18 protein-coding genes are annotated in these 21,926 nt (G+C 73.4%); 7 read left to right on the plus strand and 11 right to left on the minus strand.

What is annotated here, in order from left to right:
• The 3 genes from OG990_RS11060 to OG990_RS11070 are packed head-to-tail and all read right to left on the minus strand — an operon-like array spanning position 1 to position 3,730.
• Positions 1–1,260, minus strand: coding sequence for a CaiB/BaiF CoA transferase family protein (locus OG990_RS11060; protein ID WP_406081718.1), 1,260 nt, complete (start codon positions 1,258–1,260; stop codon positions 1–3).
• An 18-nt stretch (positions 1,261–1,278) separates the two neighbouring features.
• Positions 1,279–2,418: a steroid 3-ketoacyl-CoA thiolase gene (locus tag OG990_RS11065; RefSeq protein WP_406080257.1), complete on the minus strand. Its 1,140-nt coding sequence runs from the start codon at positions 2,416–2,418 to the stop codon at positions 1,279–1,281.
• 37 nt (positions 2,419–2,455) lie between these two features.
• Positions 2,456–3,730 carry a cytochrome P450 gene (locus OG990_RS11070; protein ID WP_406080259.1) on the minus strand — a complete coding sequence of 425 codons (1,275 nt, stop codon included), beginning with the start codon at positions 3,728–3,730 and terminating at the stop codon, positions 2,456–2,458.
• 78 nt (positions 3,731–3,808) lie between these two features.
• Between OG990_RS11070 and OG990_RS11075 the strand changes: the two genes are divergently transcribed.
• From OG990_RS11075 to OG990_RS11085, 3 genes are read left to right on the plus strand one after another with little or no spacing between them, the layout of a single operon-like run.
• Positions 3,809–5,020, plus strand: coding sequence for a cytochrome P450 (locus OG990_RS11075; RefSeq protein ID WP_406080260.1), 1,212 nt, complete (start codon positions 3,809–3,811; stop codon positions 5,018–5,020).
• Positions 5,017–6,225, plus strand: a complete 1,209-nt coding sequence (locus OG990_RS11080; RefSeq protein ID WP_406080261.1) for a cytochrome P450 — start codon at positions 5,017–5,019, stop codon at positions 6,223–6,225. The genes OG990_RS11075 and OG990_RS11080 overlap by 4 nt, the downstream gene beginning before the upstream one ends.
• Before the next feature lie 51 nt (positions 6,226–6,276).
• Positions 6,277–8,541 (plus strand): xanthine dehydrogenase family protein molybdopterin-binding subunit, encoded by a 2,265-nt coding sequence (locus OG990_RS11085; RefSeq protein WP_406080262.1) that lies wholly within the window; start codon positions 6,277–6,279, stop codon positions 8,539–8,541.
• A gap of 43 nt (positions 8,542–8,584) precedes the next feature.
• Here OG990_RS11085 and OG990_RS11090 read toward each other — a convergent pair whose 3' ends face one another.
• The 3 genes from OG990_RS11090 to OG990_RS11100 are packed head-to-tail and all read right to left on the minus strand — an operon-like array spanning position 8,585 to position 10,855.
• Positions 8,585–8,779 (minus strand): ferredoxin, encoded by a 195-nt coding sequence (locus tag OG990_RS11090; RefSeq protein ID WP_355604507.1) that lies wholly within the window; start codon positions 8,777–8,779, stop codon positions 8,585–8,587.
• Positions 8,780–8,782: 3 nt separating this feature from the next.
• A complete protein-coding gene (locus OG990_RS11095) occupies positions 8,783–9,808 on the minus strand; it encodes a methyltransferase (protein WP_355604510.1) in 1,026 nt (341 codons plus the stop codon).
• 9 nt (positions 9,809–9,817) lie between these two features.
• On the minus strand, positions 9,818–10,855 hold the full coding sequence (locus OG990_RS11100) for a methyltransferase (protein WP_406080263.1): 1,038 nt from the start codon (positions 10,853–10,855) through the stop codon (positions 9,818–9,820).
• Positions 10,856–10,950: 95 nt separating this feature from the next.
• Between OG990_RS11100 and OG990_RS11105 the strand changes: the two genes are divergently transcribed.
• Entirely contained in the window at positions 10,951–12,543 is a 1,593-nt protein-coding gene (locus OG990_RS11105; RefSeq protein ID WP_406080265.1) for a (2,3-dihydroxybenzoyl)adenylate synthase, read from the plus strand.
• A 46-nt stretch (positions 12,544–12,589) separates the two neighbouring features.
• Here OG990_RS11105 and OG990_RS11110 read toward each other — a convergent pair whose 3' ends face one another.
• From OG990_RS11110 to OG990_RS11120, 3 genes are read right to left on the minus strand one after another with little or no spacing between them, the layout of a single operon-like run.
• A complete protein-coding gene (locus OG990_RS11110) occupies positions 12,590–13,726 on the minus strand; it encodes a class I SAM-dependent methyltransferase (RefSeq protein ID WP_406080266.1) in 1,137 nt (378 codons plus the stop codon).
• Positions 13,723–14,028 (minus strand): phosphopantetheine-binding protein, encoded by a 306-nt coding sequence (locus tag OG990_RS11115; protein ID WP_355604522.1) that lies wholly within the window; start codon positions 14,026–14,028, stop codon positions 13,723–13,725. The genes OG990_RS11110 and OG990_RS11115 overlap by 4 nt, the downstream gene beginning before the upstream one ends.
• 24 nt (positions 14,029–14,052) lie before the next feature.
• On the minus strand, positions 14,053–15,780 hold the full coding sequence (locus tag OG990_RS11120; RefSeq protein WP_406080267.1) for an AMP-binding protein: 1,728 nt from the start codon (positions 15,778–15,780) through the stop codon (positions 14,053–14,055).
• Between the two features lie 92 nt (positions 15,781–15,872).
• On the opposite strand from OG990_RS11120, the gene OG990_RS11125 reads away from it, so the two are divergent.
• Positions 15,873–17,024, plus strand: coding sequence for an acyl-CoA dehydrogenase family protein (locus tag OG990_RS11125; RefSeq protein WP_406080268.1), 1,152 nt, complete (start codon positions 15,873–15,875; stop codon positions 17,022–17,024).
• 97 nt (positions 17,025–17,121) lie between these two features.
• On the opposite strand, the gene OG990_RS11130 is transcribed toward OG990_RS11125, so the two are convergent.
• Positions 17,122–18,519 (minus strand): LLM class flavin-dependent oxidoreductase, encoded by a 1,398-nt coding sequence (locus tag OG990_RS11130; protein WP_406080269.1) that lies wholly within the window; start codon positions 18,517–18,519, stop codon positions 17,122–17,124.
• Positions 18,520–18,578: 59 nt separating this feature from the next.
• On the opposite strand from OG990_RS11130, the gene OG990_RS11135 reads away from it, so the two are divergent.
• Complete coding sequence (locus OG990_RS11135; protein WP_406080270.1) at positions 18,579–19,661, plus strand: methyltransferase; 1,083 nt, start codon at positions 18,579–18,581, stop codon at positions 19,659–19,661.
• A gap of 10 nt (positions 19,662–19,671) precedes the next feature.
• The gene (locus OG990_RS11140; protein ID WP_406080271.1) at positions 19,672–20,163 is read left to right on the plus strand and encodes a VOC family protein; all 492 of its coding nucleotides are present in this window, start codon (positions 19,672–19,674) and stop codon (positions 20,161–20,163) included.
• 54 nt (positions 20,164–20,217) lie between these two features.
• On the opposite strand, the gene OG990_RS11145 is transcribed toward OG990_RS11140, so the two are convergent.
• Positions 20,218–21,909, minus strand: coding sequence for a carbamoyltransferase (locus tag OG990_RS11145; protein WP_406080272.1), 1,692 nt, complete (start codon positions 21,907–21,909; stop codon positions 20,218–20,220).
• Positions 21,910–21,926: the final 17 nt, after the last annotated feature.

A 21,926-nucleotide genomic window follows, 5' to 3' on the forward strand; every position in this document is an offset into this window, starting at 1 on the left:
TCATCCGATGGCCCGTTGCGCGCGCAGCCGTTCCCGGGTGGCCGCGTCGACGCCCATCTCGTCGAGGACCCGTTCGGTGTCGGCGCCGGGTTCCGGTGCGCCGGAGCGGACGGCGGTCGGCGTCCGGGAGAACTTGACCGCCGGCCCGGTCAGTGGCGCGGTGCTGCCGTTGGACAGCACCGTCTCCTGCACCATCGCCCGGGCGTGGACCTGCGGGTCGGTCGCGGCCTCGGCGAAGGTACGGACCCGCTCGGCGGTGATCCCGTTCGCGTCGAGGGTGTCGACCACCTCGGCGCAGCTCCGCCCGGCGCACCAGTCGGCGAGGACCGCGTTGACCGTGGCGCGGTTGTCGCGGCGTTCCTCGTTGGTGGCGTACCCGGGGGCCCGGGCCAGTTCGGGGCGACCGACCACCTCGGCCAACCGACGCCAGGAGCGGTCCAGGGCGACAGCCACGTAGACGTGACCGTCAGCGCAGCGGAAACAGCCGGCCGGCACCACGAAGTCGGCCTGGTCGCCCCAGCGTCGCAAAGGCACCCCGGTGGCGCCGAGGGTGAGGTAGCCGTTGCTGGAGAAGAGCAGGGAGTCGAGCATGCTGACGTCGACGTGCTGGCCCTCGCCGGTGCGGTCGCGGTGACGCAGCGCGGCCAGCGCGCCGATCACCGCGTGCAGGCCGGCGAGGTCGTCGGCCAGGAAGGTGGGTGCCTTCAACGGCGCACCGTCGGGCTCGCCGTTGAGTGCCATCCAGCCGGCGGCGGCCTGGGTGGTCGGGTCGTAGCCGGGCCGTCCCGCGTCTGGGCCGAACTGTCCGTAGCCGGAGACGGAGACGAGCACGACGTCCGGTCGGACCGCCCGGCAGGCCTGGTAGCCGACGCCCCAGGCGTCCAGCGTCCCGGGCTTGTAGTTCTCCACCACCACGTCGGCGGTGGCGACGAGCCGCAGGAACACCTCGGCCGCGCCGGGGCGGCGCAGGTCCAGGCCGATGCTGCGCTTGTTGCGGTGCACGCTCTGCCGGAACCAGGACAGCCCGGTGCCGGGGATGTCCGGGGGCATCAGCCCCTCCCGGTTGCCGGGCATCTCCACCCGCAGCACGTCGGCGCCGAGGTCGGCCAGGACGCAGCTCGCCACCGGGCCGGACCACACCTTGGTGACGTCCAGGACCCGTACGCCGTGCAACGGCCCGGTCAGGTCGTGGCGGGCGTCGGCGTAGAAGGCCGCAGCGTCGCGGGTCGCGGGGGCGGGCGACGTCGGCACGCCGCGCATGTCGATGTCCATGCCCGCCTACTCCCGCACCAGCAGCGACGCCGTGCCGAGCGAGCCGCCGCAGCACATGGTGACCAGGGCGACCTCGGCGCCGCGGCGTTCCAGCTCGTGCAGGGCGGTCACCAGCAGCCGGGTGCCGCTGCTGCCCAGCGGATGCCCGAGCGAGATGGCGCCGCCGTTGACGTTGACCCGGTCCAGGTCGGCGTCGTGGTGCGCGGCCCAGGACAGCACGACCGACGCGAACGCCTCGTTGACCTCGACGACGTCGACGTCGTCGAGGTTCATCCCGGCCCGCTTGAGCAGCTTGCGGGTCGCGACGGTGGGGCCGTCGAGCAGGTAGTAGGGGTCGGCGCCGGTGACCACCTGGTGCGCCAGCCGGGCCCGAGGGTGCAGGCCGTGCGCGGTGGCCCGTTCCCGCGACATCCACAGCACGGCGGCCGCGCCGTCGGAGATCTGCGAAATGGTGCCGGCAGTGTGGATGCCGTCGGGGATCACCGGCCGCAGGGCGGCCAGCCCGTCGATTGTGGTCTCCCGGATGCCCTCGTCGGCGTCGACGATCGCGCCGTCGGGCAGCGGCAACGGGATGATCTCCCGGTCGAACCGGCCCTCGGCGCGGGCGTGGGCCGCCCTCTGCTGCGAGCGCAGCCCGTAGGCGTCGGCGTCCGCGCGGGTCAGCCCCAGCCGGGCCGCGATCCGCTCGGCGCCGCCGAACTGCGCCTTCGGCGGGTCGTCGTACGGGTAGTCGGGGGTCTTGTAGTGGCCGGGCCCCTGGTAGAGGTTGGTGCCGACGGGCACCCGGCTCATCGACTCCACTCCGCAGGCGATGCCCACGTCGATGGCACCGGCGGCGATGAGCGCCGCGATCAGGTGGTTGGCCTGCTGGGCGGAGCCGCAGGAGGCGTCCACCGTGCTCGCCGCGACCTCGTAGTCGAGCCCGCTGTTGAGCCAGGCGTTGCGGGTGACGTTCAGGCTCTGCTCGCCCACCTGCGTGACGCAGCCGCCGATGATCTGATCGACCTCGCCCGGTTCGATACCGGCCCGGCGGATCACCTCGACCTGGACGTGCCGTAGCAGCTCGACGGCCTTCAGGCCGGACAGCACACCCTCGCGCCGGCCGATCGGCGTCCGGACCGCCTCGACGATCACCGCCTCCGGCATGGACTTCCCTTCCTGGTCGGCGCGTGCTTCGGGATGCTCAGGCCGGGACCAGCCGTATGCGCAGCTCCTCCAGGCCCCGGAAGGTGCTGCTGTGCCGCCACTCGAGGTCGATCTCGTCGGCGTCCGGGTCGGCCAGTTCGATCACCGCGAACCGGTCCACCAGCCGGCGGAAGGCGATCTGCCCCTCGGCGCGGGCGAGCTGCGCGCCGAGGCAGTGGTGTGGTCCCCAGGCGAACGACAGCGGCGTCTCCGGCGGTTCTGCGCCGGCGAAACGGGCGATGTCAAGCACGTCCGGGTCGGCGTAGCGGGCCGGGTCACGGTTGGCCGCGCCGATCAGGGTGATCACGTGTTCGCCCCGGGCGAGCGGGGTGCCGTCGACGAAGGTGGTGTCCTCGAACGCGGCACGGCCCAGCACGTGCACCGGGGAGTCGAAGCGCAGCAGCTCCTCGACGGCGGACCGGGTCAGATCCGGTTCGGCGCGCAGCCGTTCAAGCTGGTCGGGGTTGCGGCACAGCGCGTGCGTGCCGAGGCCGATCAGGTCGGTCATGGTCTGGAAGCCGGCGCCGAAGAGCAGCACGATGACCTGGATCAGCTCGTCGACCGAGAGCCGGTCACCGTCGATCTCGACCTGGCCGAGGGCGGAGGCGAGGTCGTCGCGGGGATCCTCGCGACGCTTGCGAACCAGGTCGGCGAAGTACTCCTCCATCTCGCCGAGCGCCTGGTCGGATGCCTTGAGCACCTCTGGCGGGGCGAAGATCTCCAGCCCGCCGGAGGCGGCGCGGGTCAGCCGGCGCAGCAGCGGCCAGTCCGTCGGCGGCACGCCGACCAGTTCGCCGATCACCATGACCGGCAGCGGGAAGCCGAACGAGCCGACGATGTCGACCTCGCCGCCGCCGGGGCCGATCTGGCGGGTGATGTCGTCGAGCAGGCCGTCGACGAACGAGGTCAGCCGGGGGCGCAGGGTCTCGGTGCGGCGGGGGGTGAACACCCGGCTGACCAGCCCGCGCAGCCGGCTGTGCTCCGGCCCGTCGAGGAACAGCAGGGTGCGGGCGCCCTCGCGGCCGCGGGAGTCACCCATCCGGGGGCGTTGCGCCGACTTGTCCAGCGACGGGTTACGCAGTGCCGCACGGCAGTCGTCGTACGTGGTGAGCACCCAACCCACGCCCTGGCCGGGCTGTTCCATCCGGTACTTCGGCGCTGCGGACCGCAACGCGTGGTAATGCGGATACGGGCTGCTGACGGTGGCCGGGGCCTTCATCAGCAACTCCATCGCGATGATCCGGGGGTCAGCGCTCACCACGGTCTCGGTCATGACTCGGAAGCCTAATAGTGTTTCGCGTATCTCGGAAGTACTTGTTTCTCGTATCTTTGGTTGAGCATACTGACGGGCATGACCTCGGCCCGTACCGGCATGCCGCCGAGATTCGACGCCCGCGACCCTGCCGTGCTGGCTGACCCCTACCCCACCTACGCGACGCTGCGGGCGGCCGGCCCGCTGTGCCGGATGGGTCCGGGCAGCTGGGGCGTCACCCGCTACGCCGACGTCGCCCGGCTGGTCCGCGACCCGCGCCTGGGCAGCGAGTTTCCGGCGGCTTACCACCGGATGTCGGCCGGGGACGGTGCCGCCGGCTCCTTCTTCGGCAGCATCATCCTCTACCGCGACCCGCCCGAGCACGGCCGGCTGCGGCGACTGATGGCCACGGCGTTCAGCCCGGCACTGGTCCGTCGGCTGCGCCCGAGAATCGAGGCGATGGTCACCGACCTACTGGCCCCGGCGACCCACACCGGACACTTCGACGCGGTCTCGGATCTGGCTTTTCCCCTGCCGGTGATGGTGGTCTGCGCCCTGATGGGCATCCCGCCGGCCGACCACGAACGCATCCGCCCGTACGCGCTGGACCTGAGCAAGGCGTTCGCGGCGATCGTGCCGGACGACGACCGCCCCGCCGCCGACCGCGCGGTGGAGTGGTTGCGCGGCTACCTCGGCGAGATCCTCGACCAGCGTCGCGCCGAACCCGGCGAGGACCTGCTGTCCCGGATGCTCGCCGCGACCGACGACGACGGCGCCGTGCTCGACCACGACGAGATCGTGGACAACGCGGTCTTCGCCTTCTTCGCCGGCTTCGAGACCACCACCAACCTGATCGCCACCGGCGTGGCCGCCCTGCTCGACCACCCCGACCAGCTCGCCCTGCTCCGAGCGGACCCGACCCTGACGCCCCGCGCGGTGGAGGAGTTCCTGCGCTACGACGCCCCCATCCAGGGCGTCGCCCGGCTGGCCCGGGAGGACGTCGAGGTCGGCGACCGCACCATCCGCGCCGGTCGGGTGCTGATCCTGCTGATCGGCAGTGCCAACCGCGATCCGGAGCACTTCGCCGATCCGGACCGTCTCGACGTCACCCGCGACCCGAACCCGCACCTGTCCTTCGGCGGCGGCATCCACCACTGCCTCGGGGGCTACCTGGCCCGGGTGGAGGCGCAGGTCGCGTTCGAGACCCTGCTGCGCACCTTCCCGACACTGACCCCGGCAGGGCCGGCCCGCCGGCAGACCGACGGGACGCTGCGCTCGTACGCCAGCGTTCCCGTGGCGGTGCGGCGGTGAGCCCGGCCGGGCGGGTCCTGCCCGCGCGGATGGACCCCCTCTCGCCCGAGGTCGTCGCCGACCCCTACCCGACGTACGCGCGGATGCGGGCGGCCGGCCCGCTGTGCCGGTTCGGCCCGGCGAGCTGGGGTGTGACCCGGCACCGGGACGTGGCCGCGCTGCTGCGCGACCGTCGGCTCAGCAACACCTTTCCCGAGGACGACCCGCAGTTCCGGATGGCGCAGGATCTCTCCCGCGAGGTGTTCCGACGCATCATCCCCACCCGCGACCCGGACGACCACAGCAGACTGCACCAGCAGATCGTCCGCGCGTTCAGCCCCGGCGTGGCCCGGCGCACCGCCGGCCGTGTCGGTGAACTGGTCGACGAGTTGCTCGCGCCAGCCCTGGACACCGGGCGTCTGGACGCCGTGGCCGAGCTGGCCTTCCCGGTCGCCGCGACCGTGGTCTGCGAACTCATCGGGCTGCCGGCGGCGCGGACCCGGGCCGAGGTCTGGCCCCGCTCGACGGCCCTGGGCCGGGCCTTCACACCGTTCCTGCCCGAGGCCGACCGCGCGGCGGCGGACGAGGCGCTGGCCTGGCTCCGCGGGTACGTCCGTGACCTGCTCACCGGCCGGCGCGCCGACTCGGACGGCGACCTGCTGGACCGGATGCTCGCCGTGGCGGACCCGGCCGAGGGGATCGAAGAGGTCGTCGACAACATCGTCTTTCTCTGCTTCACCGGCTACGAGACGACCATGAACATGGTCTGCACCGGCAGCATCGCGCTGGCGCAGCGGCCGGACGAGTGGCGTCGGCTGCGCGACGACCCGTCGCTGGCGGCCACCGCGGCCGAGGAGTTCGTCCGGTTCGACGCCCCGATCCAGTACACCGCTCGGCTGGCGCTGGAGCCGATCCCGGTCGGTGACCGGGTGATCCGGCCCGGTCGTTCGGTCTTCCTCCTGCTCGGTTGCGCCAACCACGACGAGGACGTGTTCGCCGACCCGGGCCGCGTCGACATCGGCCGTCACCCCAACCCGCACGTCGGCTTCGGCGGCGGCGTCCGCGGCTGCCTCGGCGCCGCGCTGGCCCGGATCGAGGGAGCGGTCGTCTTCGACCGGCTCGCCCGACGGCTCGCCGGCATCGACCTGGCCGCCGAGCCGGTACGCGAGCCCAACGCCCTGTTCCGGTCGTACGAGTCGATCCCGCTCGCCGTCACCCCGGCCTGAGCCGGCGTCGCGCCGGGAGACCCAGGGCCGGGAGAACCAGGAGTCGCAGAGATGTCACTGATCGGCCGACCGGTCCGGCGTACCGAGGACCGGGCCCTGCTCACCACCGGCGGGACGTACGTCGACGATGTGGTCGTGCCCGGCTGCCTGGAGCTGGTCTTCGTCCGCTCCCCCGTGGCGCACGGCCGGCTGGTCGGCGTGGACGCCGACGCCGCCCGGACGGCGCCCGGCGTGGTCGCGGTGTTCACCGCGGCGGACGTGGACCTGCCGCCGCTGCCGCCCGAGGCCGGCGTGCTGAACCAGAAGATGACCACACCGGTGCTCGCCGACGGCGTGGTGCGGTTCGTCGGCGAACCGGTCGCCGCGGTGCTGGCGACCAGCCGCGCCGAGGCGGTGGACGCCGCCGCCCTCGTCGACCTCGACATCGCGCCGCTGCCGGCGCTGGTCGACGTGGATCGGGCGCTCGCCGACGATCTGGTGCTGCATCCGCAGGCCGGCACGAACATGGTGCTCAAACTCGGCTTTCGTCGCCCGGCCGGGCGCGCCGAGCTACACGAGGGCGCCGACGTGGTGGTCCGGCAGCGGATGCGGAACCCGCGGGTCGCACCGTGCCCGCTGGAGGCCCGCGCCGGGCAGGCCGAGTGGGGCCCGGACGGGTTGCGCTACCGGGCCGGCAGCCAGGCCGTGCACCTGTGGCGCGGGCAGCTCGCGACGGCCCTCGGCGAGCCGGAGGAGCGGGTCCAGGTGGTCAACGGCGACGTCGGCGGGGCGTTCGGTTCCAAGGCGTTCGCCAGCCGGGAGGACGTCCTCGTCGCCTGGGCGGGCCGCCGGCTCGGCCGTCCGGTGCGCTGGGCGGAGACCCGCAGCGAGAGCATGATCGCCGCCGGGCACGGCCGGGCCCAGCAGCAGAGCGCCGAGCTGGGCGGCACCCGCGACGGGCGGATCGTGTCGTACGCGCTGGAGGTCGTGCAGGACGCCGGGGCGTACCCGCGCATCGGGGCGATCCTGCCGTTCTGGACCCGGACCATGCTGACCGGCCCGTACGCCATCAGGCGGGCGAAGTTCAGCTCGTCCAGCGTCACCACCACGACCACACCCGTGGTGTCGTACCGGGGCGCCGGGCAGCCCGAGGCGGTCGCCGCGCTGGAGCGGATGGTCGACCTGTACGCGGCGGAGATCGGCATGGACCCGGCCGAGGTGCGCCGGCGCAACCTGCTGCCACCGGAGAGCTTCCCGGTGACCACGGTGACCCGCGCCCGCTACGACACCGGCGACTACCCGGCGGCGTTGGAGCGGGTGCTCGCCGAGGCCGACTATCCGGCGCTGCGCGCCGAGCAGGCGGCCCGCCGCGCGCGCGGCGACGTCCAGCAGCTCGGCATCGGCCTGTCCACCTTCGTGGAGATCACCGGCGCGGACACCCGCAGCGAGTACGCCTCGGCGCGGGTCGATGACACCGGCCGCTTCACCGTCCACTCGGGGACCTGCCCGCACGGGCAGGGTCACGTGACCGCCTGGGCGATGATCGCGGCCGACGTGCTCGCCGTGCCGATGGACCGCGTCGACGTGCGCCACTCCGACACCGCGACGGTCGCCGAGGGCGGCGGCACCGGCGGGTCCCGGTCGTTGCAGACCGGCGGGATGGCGGTCCGCGAGGCGGCCCTGGCCCTGGTGGAGCGGGGCCGGGACGTGGCAGCCGTCCGGCTGGGCGTGCCCCGAGACGAGGTGGAGTTCACCGCCGGACGGTTCCAGGCGCCCGGCGGGCGGGTCGTCGACTGGGCCGAGCTGGCCGCCGACGACGCCGGCCCGGACGGCGGGCTGCGCGTCGAGGCGACCTTCCAGCCGTCCGCCGCGACCTGCCCGTTCGGCGCGCACCTGGCCGTGGCGGAGGTGGACACCGAGACGGGTCAGGTGACCCTGCTGCGGGCGGTGGCGGTCGACGACGCGGGCGTGCTGCTCAACCCGCTGCTGGCCGAGGGCCAGGTGCACGGCGGGCTGGCGCAGGGCGCCGGCCAGGCGCTGGTGGAGGAGGTCCGCTTCGCCGCCGACGGCACGCCGCTGCACGGCGACCTGCACCGGTACGCCATGGTGGGTGCGGCCGAGCTGCCCTCGTTCGAGACGGTCGTGATGCAGACCCCGACCCCGGTGAACGCGCTCGGTGCCAAGGGGCTGGGCGAGTCGGGCGCGGTCGGGTTTCCGCCGGCGGTGCAGAACGCCGTGGTCGACGCCGTCCGGCACCTGGGCGTGCGGCACATCGACATGCCGGTGACCGCCGAGCGGGTCTGGGCGGCGATCGAGGCGGCGGGCGCTGCCGACTAGCTGCCCCGGTGGGCCGCCCGGGTCACCGGGCGGCCCACCGACGTCAGTCGTCCACGACGGACAGCGCCTGCTTGGGGCAGCGGCGTGCGGCCTCCCGCACCCGGGCGGCCAGCGAGCCCTCCAGCGGCTGCTCGGTGATCTGCAGCCGGTCGTCCTCGCCGACGTCGAACACCTCCGGCGCCTGACCCACACAGATCGCGTTGCTCTCGCATCGGGAGAAGTCCACAACCAGTCGCACTGCTCACGCCTCCGTCTTCGCGACGATCTCGAGGATCGGGAACATCATGGTGGGCACGCTGCGGGCCAGCCGCAGGTCGGCGACGTCCAGCAGCCGTTCGATGTGCTCGCGGGAGCGGGCGCCGCCGCCGACCATGGCCAGCAGGAGCAGGTCGTAGAGGCGCCCGACGTCGAACCGGTCTCCCGCCTCGACGACCGGCTCCAGCACCAGCAGCCGGCTGTCCGGGCGCATCGCCGCCCGCACGGCCCTCAGCAGCCGTACGGCGTTGTCGTCGTCCCAGCCGTAGAGGATCCGCTTGAGCAGGTAGGCGTTCGCGCCGGCCGGGATGGTCTCGAAGAAGCTGCCGCCGGTCACCGTGCACCGCTGGGCGACACCGAGCTTCTGCAGCACCGGCTCGGCCTCGGCGACCACGTGCGGCAGGTCGAACAGGGTGCCCTGCAACGCCGGGAAGCGGGCCATGATGCCGCCGAGGAAGGCTCCGTTGCCGCCGCCGACGTCGACCACCGTGGCCAGTTCACCCCAGGGGTACGCGGGCAGCGCGGCCCGCAGCTCCAGCCGGGTGGCCGCCTGCTGGGAGGCATCGAAGCGGGCGCTGTCGTGCGGATGGGCGGCCATGTACGGCCAGTAGCCCTCGGGGTGGACCTGGTCGAAGGACGCCTGCCCGGTGCGGATGCTGTGGTCGAAGTGCGCCCACGCCTCGATGTCGGGTTCCAGCAGTGGGTACGCGTCGCGCAGCGACAACGGGTGGTCGGTGCGCAGCGGCTCGGCGAGCTTGGTCAGCCCGAACACCTCCGGCTCGACCTCGGTGAAGATGCCCTTGCCGGCGAGCGCTCGCAGGGCGCGCAGCAGCGACGGCGCGTGCGCGCCGGTGGCCTCGGCCAGGTCGGTCACCGGTCGCGGCCCGTCGACGAGCTGGTCGGCCACGCCCAGCTCGGCGACGGCACGCACGGTGAACGGCACGATGTAGTCGGCCAGCTCGGTCAGTCGGAACACCGATTCGATGTCGATCCGGGGTCGGGTCGGGGCCATCGATACCTCCTAGGGGAACGTCGGCTGCGCCCCGGCGGGACCGGCGGCGATCACGGTGAGCGTGGGGGTGGCGATGATGCGGTCCAGTGACAGGCCGGCGCCGGCCAGCAGGTCGACGAGCTGGTCGCGGGTGCGGTGCCGGCCGCCGGTCAGCACCAGGGTGTGCAGGTCGACGAGCTTCGCGACGTCGAAGGCGTCACCGGCGGGGATGATCGCCTCCAGCAGCAGCAGCCGGCTCTCCGGCCGCATCGCCTCGGCGATCCGGCGCAGGATGGCCGTGGCGTCGGCGTCGTCCCAGCCCGGCAGGATGGTCTTGAGCACGTACAGGTCGGCGCCCGCCGGCACCGGTTCGAAGAAGCTGCCCGGGGTGATCCGGCAGCGATCGGCCACCCCGGCGGCGGCGAGCAGCGCTGGCGCGGCCGCCACCACGTGGGGCAGGTCGAGCAGTGTGCCGGACAGCTGCGGGCAGCGGGTGAGCATGCCGGCCAGGAACGCGCCGTCGCCGCCGCCGACGTCGACGACCTCCCGGGCCTGCGCCCAGGGCCAGGCCGGCAGGACGGTACGCAGATGCAGCCGGGTCAGGCTCGACATCCACCGGTCGACGGCGAGGCTGTCCGCTGGATGCCCGGCCAGGTACGACCAGTAGTCGGTGCCGTGGACCCGGGGAAAGGCGGCCTCCCCGGTGCGCAGGCACCGGCCGAGCAAGGCCCAGGCGCGCACGTCCGCGGCCATCAGCGGGTACGCGTCGCGCAGCGACAACGGGTGGTCGGTGCGCAGCGGCTCGGCGAGTCTGGTCAGCCCGAACACCTCCGGCTCGACCTCGGTGAAGATGCCCTTGCCGGCGAGCGCTCGCAGGGCGCGCAGCAGCGACGGCGCGTGCGCGCCGGTGGCCTCGGCCAGGTCGGTCACCGGTCGCGGCCCGTCGACGAGCTGGTCGGCCACGCCCAGCTCGGCGATCACCCGGAGGGCGAACGGCACGATGTAGTCGGCGAGTTCGGTGAGCCGGGTCAACGCACCAAGGTCGGTACGGGGCCGCGCCGCCAGCATCAACCGCCTCCACTATCACGTGTCTTGTATCTCGTGTATCTGCACACTAGCTTGTGTTCAGGGTCGCTGTCACCGTCGTTCGCGGGAGGCACTGGATGCTGGACGGATGTGTGAGCTGGCCGCGGGAGCTGGCCGAGCGTTACCGCGCCGAGGGCTACTGGCGTGGCGAGTCGCTCGCCGACCTGGGCCGGGAGTGGGCGCGCACGGATCCTGAGCGCACCGCGCTGGTCACCGGCGAGCAGCGGGTGACCTACGGCGACCTCGACCTCCGCGCCGACCGGATGGCCGCCGGGCTGCTGGCTCGCGGTGTCGGCCGGTACGACCGGGTGGTGGTCCAACTGCCCAACAGCGTCGAGTTCGTGGTGGTGTGCCTGGCACTGTTCCGCCTGGGCGCCATACCCGTGCTGGCCCTGCCGGCGCACCGGCGTGCCGAGATCGGCCACCTGTGCGCGCACACCGAGGCGGTCGCCTACGTGACCGTCGACCAGGTCCAGGGGTACGACCTGCGCAAGCTCGCCGCCGACGTACGCGCCGACACGCCGTCGCTGCGGGAGGTGTTCGTGGTCGGCGACCCCGGCGAGTTCACCGCCCTGGCCGAGGTGGACGCCGATCCGGTGCCGCTGGCGGCCCCGGACCCGTCGGACGTCGCGTTCTTCCTGCTCTCCGGCGGCTCGACCGGCCTGCCGAAGCTGATCCCGCGCACCCACGACGACTACGCGTACCAACTGCGGGCGACCGCCGCGGCGATGGGATTCGGGCCGGGCGGGGTCTATCTCGCCGCACTGCCGGTCGCCCACAACGCGGCCCTCGGCTGCCCAGGCGTGCTCGGCGCGCTGTGGGTCGGCGCCACGGCCGTGCTGGCCGGCAGTCCCAGCCCCGACGAGGCGTTCCGGCTGATCGCCCGCGAGCGGGTCACCCTGACCACCTTGATGCCGCCCTTCCTGCCGCTGTGGGCCGACCTCGCGCCGATGCTCGGTGCCGACCTGACCGGCCTGGTGGTCGAGGTCGGCGGGGCCAACCTCAGCCCGGAGGTGGCCGACCGGGTGACCCGGGAGCTGGGGATCCGCCTGGCGCACTTCTTCGGCATGGCCGAGGGGCCGATCTGCTGCACCCGCCCGAACGACCCACCGGAGCTCGCCGCGCACACCCAGGGTCGTCCACTGTCGAGCGCCGACGAGTTCCAGGTCATCGACGACACCGGCCGGCAGGTCGCCGCCGGCGAGGTGGGCGAGCTGATCGTGCGCGGCCCGACCACCCTGCGCGGCTACTACCGGGTGCCGGAGTACAACGCGCGCACCTTCACCCAGGATGGCTTCCTGCGCACCGGGGACCTGGTCCGCTGGACCCCGACCGGTGAGCTGGTCGTGGTCGGCCGGATCAAGGAAGTGATCAACCGGGGCGGCGAGAAGGTTCCGGCCGGCGAGGTCGAGGAGCACCTGCTCGCTCACCCGGCGGTCCGCGAGGTCGCCGTGCTCGCCGTCCCCGACCGGGTGCTCGGCGAGAAGACCTGCGCGGTCGTGGTGCCGCGCTCGGAAGCCCCCACGCTGGGACAGCTGCGCGACTTCCTCACCGACCGTGGGCTGGCCGCGTACAAGCTGCCCGACCGGTTGGAGCTGCGCGACGCACTGCCGTACACCGCGGTGGGCAAGGTGGACAAGCGGACGCTGGGCGCCGACCTGGCCGGCTGAGCGGGCGGTGGGGAAGGAGCCGGTCGCCCCTTCCCCACCGCCCGCATCAGCCGGTCAGGTGGTACAGCCGGTGGAAACGGTCGTCCACCGGCACGATCTGCACGTCCGCGAAGCCCGCCTCGGTGGTGAACCGGCGCACCTGGGCCGGACGCAGGACCGTCCCGGTGGCCGTCGAGTCGGGCCCGGCCAGACCGGCCGGCAGGCAGTGCAGCACGCTGGTGGCGTACTGGAAACGCTCGACCTCGTCGCCGGGGGCGACGAACCGGTGCGCCACCTTCGCATCCAGCACCAGCACCGCACCGCCCTCACCGCGCAGCCGCCGACAGGCCCGCAGCACCGACACCGGCTGGCTCATCTCGTGCAGCGCGTCGAAGACGCAGACCAGGTCGTACCGGCCGGCCAGCTCCGGGTCGGCGGCGTCGCGCCGGTGGAACCGGACCCGATCGGCCACGCCGGCGGCCGTGGCGTTCGCGGCCGCCGCGGCCACCGTCGGCGCGTCCAGGTCGTAGCCGTCGACCTCCGCCTGGGGGTACGCCCTGGCCAGCGCGATCGCCGCCCAGCCCGCGCCGCAACCGATGTCGGCGATCCGGCTCGGTGTGGCGAGGAGCCGCTGGTGGATCTGCGGCAGCGTCGAGGAGAGCCAGCCGGGCAGGGCGTACGTGAACAGCGCCCGGTTGGCACCCGAGTGGCCGTGCCGCCAGTCGTCGCCGTACACCTCGTCCGGCACCCCGGCTCCGGTGCGGTACGCGTCCAGCAACGCCGGCAACGCCCCGGCCACCCCGCCCAGCGGCAGCATGGTCAGCGACACCAGCGACAGCGGGCTGTCCGAGGCAAGCAGCACCTCGGCGTGCCCCGGCGGCAGCCGGTAGACCCGCCGCTCGGGTGCGGCCGCCACGTCGTCCACCTCGACGAACCCGGCAACCGCCTGCTGTTCCAGCCACTCCCGCGCGTACCGGGCGTCGATCCCGGTACGCGCGCACAGCTCGGCCACGTCGGCCGGGCTACGGTCGAGCGCCTCGTACAGCCCGAGCCGGGCACCCAGGTAGCCAGCCAGCAGCTCCTGGGTGTGCAGCATGGCCAGGAAGAGCCGCAGCGACAGCGCCCTGGCCCGCTGGTCCCCGTCGCCGGGCGCAGACGGGCGCAGGGTCGCCGTGCCCGGTGCGTGCCCCGGGCGCCCGGTCAACTGGCCAGCTCGCCGCGGGATCGCAGGATGTCGCTGACGTGCTCCGCCACGGCGTCGATCGTGACGATCTTGCGTGCCGTCGTCTCGTCGATCGGCGGCAGATCGAACTCGTCCTCCAGGGTGAAGGCCAACTCCAGCAGCGCGAGCGAGTGGAAGCCGAGGTCCTCGACCAGCCGCGAGTCACCCGACCCCTCGATCTGCTCCGGGTTCGGCGCCAGTTCGGTGACGATCGCCGTCACCGAGTCGCGCACCTCCACCTCGGTACGCACCTCGGCTGTCGTCGACCTGGTCGCGTCGGTCATTCCCGCCTCCTGTCCGAACGTCCCTCAGGACGCCGTCGTCGTCTGCTCGGTCTGGTCCCGCTGACCGGCCGGTGCCGTGGTGACCACGGTGCCGGGCAGCCGGTCATCGACGAACGCCTGCCACAGCTGGCGCCGTTTGGGTTTGCCGCTGGAGGTGCGGGCGATGGTGCCGCGCGGGGCGTCCACGATGACCACCTGCGCGCCCTCCGCCCGGCGGCGCAGCTCCCGCTCCGCCTGCGCCAGCCACTCGGGCTGGGCCTGCTCGAACACGGCCACGACGGTCGCGGTGCCGGCACGGTGGCCCAGCAGCGCGGCCATCCGCTGGGCCGGCACACCGGGGCGGCAGATGGCCCACTCGAGATCCTCGGCGAAGACCGCCCGACCCCGCACCTTCATGCTGTCGCCGAGACGGCCCAGCACGTGCAACTGCCCGTCGTGCAGGAAGCCGGCGTCGGCGGTGCGCAGCACACCACCGCCGAGCGCGGTCTGCGACGCCGAGTCACCCTCGTTGACGTACCCCTGCGCGACGGACGGGCCGTGCACCTCGATCTCACCGACCACCCCGTCCGGCAGCGGCGCGCCGGCCTCGTCGACGATCCGGACCCGCACCCCGGTCAGCGGCCGGCCGCAGCCCACCACCGGGTACGCCTCGACGGCGTCGTCGACCGGCTCGGCCGGGTCCGGCACCGCCCGCGCGCCCAGCCGCAGGCGGTCGGGGCGCAGCTCGACGGCGTGGTACAGCTCGTCCAGTGGCAGCCCGGTGACCGCCAGGGTCGCCTCCGCCAGCCCGTACGCGGGCAGCAGGGCACGCGGGTCGAAGCCGTACGGGATGAGCAGCGCGCAGAACCGGCGCAGCGCCTCGGCGTCGATGCGCTCGGCGCCGACGATGACGGCCCGCCAGGCGGAGAAGTCCAGCCCGGTCAGCGCCTCGGGGCGGACCCGGCGGGCGATGTACTCCAGCCCGAAGTTCGGCATCGACGTCAGGCGCGCGCCGCGTGCCCCGAAGCAGCGCAGGTAGCGCCCGGGGTTGCGGACGAACTCCTCCGGCGGCATCAACCACAGGTCGCTGGTGTTGACCACCGGGGTGACGAGGCACCCGATGAGGCCCATGTCGTGGTGCACCGGCAGCCAGGACGCGGTGGGATCGTCCGGGGTCATGGCCAGCCACCGCCGGATCGCCGAGACGTTGGCGGCCAGCGCCGCGTGCGGCACCTGCACGCCCCGGGCGCGGCCGCTGGAGCCGGACGTGAACTGCAGCAGGGCGAGCGGGCCCGGGTCCGCGACCGCGCCCCGGGCACCGCCGGCGGCGTCGGCCAACTCGTCGGCGGAGAGGACCCGGCGCACCCCGGCGGTCGCGGCCAGCGGCTCGATGGCTCCGGTGAGGGTGGTCGCACAGACCACCACCCGTGGCGCGGCGGCGCGCAGCAGGCCCAGCACGTGCTCGCCGTAGACCTCGCGGTCCTGGAAGGCCAGCGGCGGGGCGATCGGTGAGGGCGCCGCCCCGGCGGCCATCGCGGCGAACAGCGCGGCCACGAAGTCGGGGCCGGCGGGCTCGACGATGGACACCACGTCGCCGGGGACCACCCCGACCGCCCGCAGGCCGGCGAGGATCACCCAGGTCCGGTCGGCCAGTTCGGCGTACGACAGGAAGGTCCAGTCGTCGCCCCCGGCGGCGAAGTGCACACCCCGGTCCTGCCGGGGACGCTCCAGCCAGCTCAGCAGCGGCGAGCCCGCAACGGCGCGTACGGTCATCGGCTCGTCACCTCCTCCCCCAGTACGTCTATCTGAGATTGATAGCAGATACAAGGCTAAACAAGATACGAGTGAGGCGATAGAGTGCATCTGTGACCAGTACGCTTCCCCGGGTCGACGGACTGCTCCCCGCCCTCGCCGAGCGGGCAGCGGAGATTGACCGGGCGGGCCGGCTCCCGGACGACGTTCTCGCCGACCTCAGCACCGCGGGATGCCTGCGGATGCTGGTGCCGACCGCGTACGGTGGCGCCGACCTGCCGCTGGGCGAGGCGCTGCGGGTCATCGAGCAGCTGTCCATCGCGGACGCCTCCACCGGCTGGCTGATCGGCCAGGTCGGCCTGGCGCACCTGCTGTTCGCCTGCTTTCCCGAGGCCGCCCGCGACGAGATCTACGCGGGTGGCCCGGACGTGCTGGGCGCCGGCGCGGTCGCGCCGAAGGGCCGGGCGGCACCGGACGGCGCCGGCTGCTGGCGGGTCAACGGCCAGTGGCCGTTCGTGACCGGCAGCCCCCAGGCGAGCTGGATCTACCTGAACTGCATCGTGCTCGACGGCCGCACGCCCCGGACCCTGCCCAACGGGGCGCCGCTGACCCGGATGGTGCTCTTCCCCGCCGGCGAGCTGGAGCAGATCGACACCTGGCAGGTGCTCGGCCTGCGCGGCACGGCCAGCCAGGATGTGCGCGCGGCCAACCGGACCTGCCCCGAGCACCGCGGCTTCAGCCTGGTCGGCGACGGCGACGACGTGCGCCGCACGGTCTTCCGGATCGCCCAGGCCGGGCTGCTCATCGCCGCGGTCGACCTCGGCATCGCGCAGGGCGCCGTCCGCGACGCCGCGGCCCACGCCGCCGCGGGCCGCCGGCGTACGTTCAGCACCCGCTCGCTGGCCGACTCCCCCGTGTTCCACGACCGCCTCGGCGAGGCCCACGTGGCCCTGCGCGCGGCCCGGGCACTGCTGCACCGCGAAGCGGAGGCGGCCTGGGAGACCGCCCGCCGCGGCGAGGTGCTCAGCGCACTGGACCGGGCCTGCCTGCGCGCCACCGCCGCGCACGTCACGGCCGCCGCGCTGCAGGCCGTGCAGACGGCGTACGCGCTGGCCGGCGCGTCGACCGTGTTCGACTCCGCGCCGCTGCAACGGCGACTGCGCGACATCAACACCGCGACTCAGCACTTCGTCAACAACCGGGACAGCTACGCCACGGTCGGCGCTCTACTGGCCGGCGCGGACGTCGACACCACGATGTTCTGACCGCGGCCCGGAACCGGACGCACCGCACCCCGTGGGGACGGGGGTCGGACCCCGGAAGCGGACGCACCGCGCCGGGCCGGAAGGGCCGGCCCGGCGGTCAGCCGCGGGCGGGGGCGGGCTCGGGTGCCGCCTGCGGGTCCAGCGCCGGCACCCGAGCCGGCACGGGCGCCCCCGCACCGAAGTACCGCTCCCGCAGCGTCCGCTCCGCCGGGTCGTACGCGGTCCGGAACAGGCCGCGGCGCTGCAACTCCGGCACCAGCAGCTCGCAGATGTCGTCGATGCCCTGCGTGGTCGGGCAGGGAATCAGGTTGAAGCCGTCCACGTCGGCCACCGAGCACCACTCCTCCATCCGGTCGGCGACCTGCTCGACCGTGCCGAAGAGGGTCACGGGGGCGTTGGTGCGGGGCCGGCGGGCGGTGGCCACCAGGTAGCGCACGTCGCCCACCGTCCAGGTGCGCTCGGGCCCGAGCCGGCGCAGGAAGCCCACGAAGCTCTGGCTGCCCTGGCCGGCGATCTCGGCCACCGGCGTCTCGTCCGGGTACGCCGCGAGGTCCACGTCCATCCAGCCGCACCACTTGGCCAGCTGGCCGTCCCCGCTCCACAGCGCGACGTACTCCTCGGCCCGCCGGCGGGCCTCCGCGCGGGTCGGGGCGACCATCACCATGCTGCCCTGCAACGCCTTGACCGAACGCGGGTCGCGCCCGTGCGCAGCCACCTGGGACCGCAGCCGGGCCACCTGCGCCGCGCCGCTGGCCGGGTCCGCCATGGTCAGGAAGACCACCTCGGCGTGCCGGGCCGCGAAGGTCATCCCCCGCCCGGACGCGCCGGCCTGGTACAGCACGGGGGTGCGCTGCGGCGACGGTTCGCACTGGTGCGGGCCCCGGACGGAGAACCAGCGCCCGTCGTGGCCGATCTCGCGCACCCGGTCCGGGTCGGTGAAGACGTTCGCGGTGACGTCGCGGACCACCGCGTCGTCGTCCCAGCTCTCCTCCCACAGCCGGCGCGCCACCTCGACGTACTCGTCGGCCCGGTCGTAGCGCTCGTCGTGGTCCAGGTACGACCCGAGGCCGTTCGCGGACGCGGACCGCAGATACGAGGTGACGATGTTCCAGGCGACCCGTCCGCCGGTGAGGTGGTCCAGCGAGCTGAACACCCGGGCGCACTCGTACGGGGCGTGGTAGGTCGTCGAGTAGGTGACGGCGAGGCCCAGCCGGGAGGTGGTGGCGGCGATCGCGGGCAGCACGAGCAGCGGGTCGATCGACGGGATCTGCACGGCGTGCCGTACGGCCGCCCGCCAGGATCCCTGGTAGACGTCGTAGGTCCCGTGCACGTCGGCGAAGAAGAGCGCGTCCAGACAGGCCGCCTCCAGCCGGCGGCCCAGCTCGACCCAGTAGCCGAGATCGCGGTAGCCGGTGGCGCTGCGGTCGGCGGGGTGCCGCCAGAACCCCTTGAACTGCGGCGACGGCGAGCACTGGGTGAACAGATTGAGATGCACGTATCAAGTGTCTCGCATGCTATCTGGTATCGCAACGCTGGACCGGATACGGTACGAACATGTCCGCGACGCCTCGCATCGACCTCGCGTCGGTCACCCGCCTCACCGAACTGGCCGACTACATCGTTCCGTTCACCATCCGGGTCATGTGCGACCTGGCCGTCGCCGACCACCTGGTCGAGGGCCCGTTGCCGGTGGACGTGCTGGCTCAGCGGGTCGGCGCGCACCCCGGCGCGCTGACCCGGGGCCTGCGCGCGCTGGCCGGCCGGGGCATCTTCACCGAGGTGACCCCCGAGGTCTTCGGGCTCACCCCGCTGGCCGAGCCGCTGCGCAGCGACCACCCGTTCTCGGTACGTGAGTGCTTTCCGCTCATGCCGCCGGACATCTACTCCTGGGCGCGGCTCACGCACAGCATCCGCACCGGCGAGACGGCCTTCGGGCACGTGCACGGTGGCACCCGGTACTACGACCACTTCGCCGACCATCCGTACGAGTGCGTCCGGTTCGAGAAATCGGCCGAGAGCGTCAACCCGTTCGTGCTGCGGACCGTGCTGTCGGTGCTGGGCCTGGCCACGGCCCGGACGATGGTGGACGTGGGCAGCGGCCACGGCACCTTCGCCAGCGGCCTGCTCGCCCGCCACCGGGAGCTGCGCGCGATCCTGCTCGACCTGCCGCACGTGGTGGCCGAGGCGCCGGAGGTGCTGGCCCGGGCCGGTGTCGCCGACCGGTGCGAGGTCCGCGGCGGGAGCTTCTTCGACCCGCTGCCCGCCGGCGCCGACGTGTACCTGCTGAAGACGATCATCCATGACTGGCCGGACGAGCAGGCCGCCGTGATCCTGCGCAACGTCCGTGCTGCCGCCCGGCCCGACAGCCGGCTGGTCATCATCGAGTCGGTCAGCAGGTACGGCAACCACGACGACACCGGCAAGGTGATGGACGTCAAGGCACTCGCCCTGTTCGGCGGGCGGACCCGGACCGAGCCGGAGTTCCGGGCGCTGCTCGACGGCGCCGGGTTCCACCTGTCGCGGGTCACGCCGACCTCGTCGATGTCGGTCCTCGAAGCCGTGCCGGCCGTGCCCGCTCCCGACGGCGAACCGGCCGCCGGCAGACCGGCCGTCGCGGCGGCCGGCCGGACGGCCTGAGGAGAGCCCGATGCCGCGCCTGGACGGTCGCAACCACATCAACCTCACCGTCGTCGACCTGGAGCGCAGCACCTCGTTCTACTGCTCGGTGTTCGAGATGGTGGTGGTCAACGACGTCACCCCGCCCGAGTCCGGCTTCCGCTTCCGCACCCTGCTGCACACGGCGTCGTTCGCTTCGGTCGTGCTGGGCTGCATCGAGGGCCCGGCCGGCGTCCAGGTGGGCGGGGCCGACCCGCAGCGCTTCGACGAGCGGCACCCGGGGCTGCACCATCTGGCCTACCACGTGCCCGAGCGCGCCGACCTGGACGAGTGGGTCGCCCACCTGGACGCCATCGACGTCCCGCACTCCGGCATCACCACCTCCAAGCACGAGGCCGGGTCGCAGATCTGGCTGCGCGACCCGGACAACATCTGGCTGGAGTTCTACTGGGTGAACCGGGACTTCTTCGTCGACCGGCTCCGGCAGGTGTGGCGGCGCGACCGCCGGATGGCCCGCGCCTGAGCACCGGACCGGCGGGAAAGGAGGGGCCGCCCGGTCGGGCGGCCCCTCCGCACGTCAGGCCGGCAGGTCGGCCTCGCTGCGCGCCACCACCGCGTCTCCGAGCACCAGCAGGTCGATCTCCTTGGCCCGCACGAAGGTGTCCACCGCGTCGGCGGCCGAGTTCACTATCGGCTCACCGGCCAGGTTGAACGACGTGTTGACCACCGCCGGCACGCCGGTGAGCTGCCGGAACTGCTCGATGAGCGCCCAGTAGCCAGGATTGGTGTCACGGTGCACGGTCTGCGGCCGGGCCGAGCCGTCCACATGGGTCACCGCCGGCACCCGCAGCCGCGCTTCCGGGCGCAACGAGGCGGCGGCCAGCATGAACCTCGACGGATCGCCAACCGGCCCGTCGATCAGCTCGGACACGTGCTCGGCCAGGACACTGGGTGCCACCGGCCGCCACATCTCCCGCCCCTTGAGCACGTTGAGGCGTTCCAGGCTGCGCCGGCCACGTGTGTCGGCCAGCAGGCTGCGTGCGCCGAGCGCCCGCTGCCCGATCTCACCCCGGCCGCGCGCCCAGCCCACGATCCGGCCATCGGCGAGTTCACCGGCCACGGCGCGGGCCAGGGCGTCGTCACCGAGGCGGCGGTGCACCATGCCGGCTCGAGCCGCCGCCGCCTCGCCGGCCTCCGTAGTGATCGGCTGTCCCCAGTACGCGTGGTCGATGCGGGTCGGCGCGAACTCACCGCACTCACGCGCGGAGACCAGCGCGGCCCCCAGGGACACTCCCGCGTCGGTGGGCACCGGCGGCACGTAGACCCGGTCGAACAGTCCACTGCGGACCAGCACGCCGACCAAGGTGCAGTTCATCGCCACCCCGCCAGCGAGCGCCAGCACCGGGGTGTCGACCCGCCGACGCAGCTCGGCGGCCAGGGACAGCACCGTCGCCTCCAGCCCTTGCTGAATTGTTGCGGCGAAGTCCGCGTACGCGATCGGCTCCTCTCCGGTGCGCGGCGCGTACGGGAACAGCTTGCCGAACTCGGGTTTGAGGGACTCGGCGACGGCCGGGTAGTACGCCATCAGCGGGCCGAGGGTCGCGGCCCGCCGGGTGGGGACCTCGGCGGTCGGCATGCCTCGGACCAGCTCGTACCCGCCGGAAACGGGCCGCACCGGCGCGCCAGGGCCCGGCCGTCCGTAGGCGGCGAGGCCCATCAGCTTGCCGGTGCCCCAGTAGCCCAGCCCGGCCCACTCGGCGGCGGCGTTGTAGTAGAAGCCCAACGACTGCTCGACGGGCCACTCGCGCAGGATCTCGATCTCCCCGTTCGCGTAGCGGCCGAACGAGGTCGACTGCGTCTCGCCGGCGCCGTCGAGGACCAGGACCGCCGCCTCGTCACAGTCGTAGCTGTACGCGGCGCTGGCCGCGTGCGCGACGTGGTGCGGCACCCAACGGACCGCCGGCATGATCAGGTCCTCGTGGTCGGGGAAGAGCATGGCCCGCAGCCCGTCGGTGGTGAAGCGCCGGTTGCGCCCGAGCGGGATGTCCCGGAAGTCCCAGCCGATGGCGACGGTGTCCACGTCCTGCGGGCCGATGCCGGCCATCGCCAGGCACGCGGCGATGGCCTCGGCGGGCGGTTGACCCACCGCGTGCTTGCGGCGGCTGACCCGCTCCTGCTCGACGAGGCCGCAGAGCGCACCGTCGCGGACCAGCGCGGCGCTGGAGTCGTGGAAGCCGATGTTCACCCCGAGTACGTAGCGCGCCGACATGGTCGGCCTCCTTTCCG

Origin of the sequence: Micromonospora sp. NBC_00858 (genome assembly GCF_045207365.1) — a bacterium.
In the GTDB taxonomy this organism is placed as follows: domain Bacteria; phylum Actinomycetota; class Actinomycetes; order Mycobacteriales; family Micromonosporaceae; genus Micromonospora.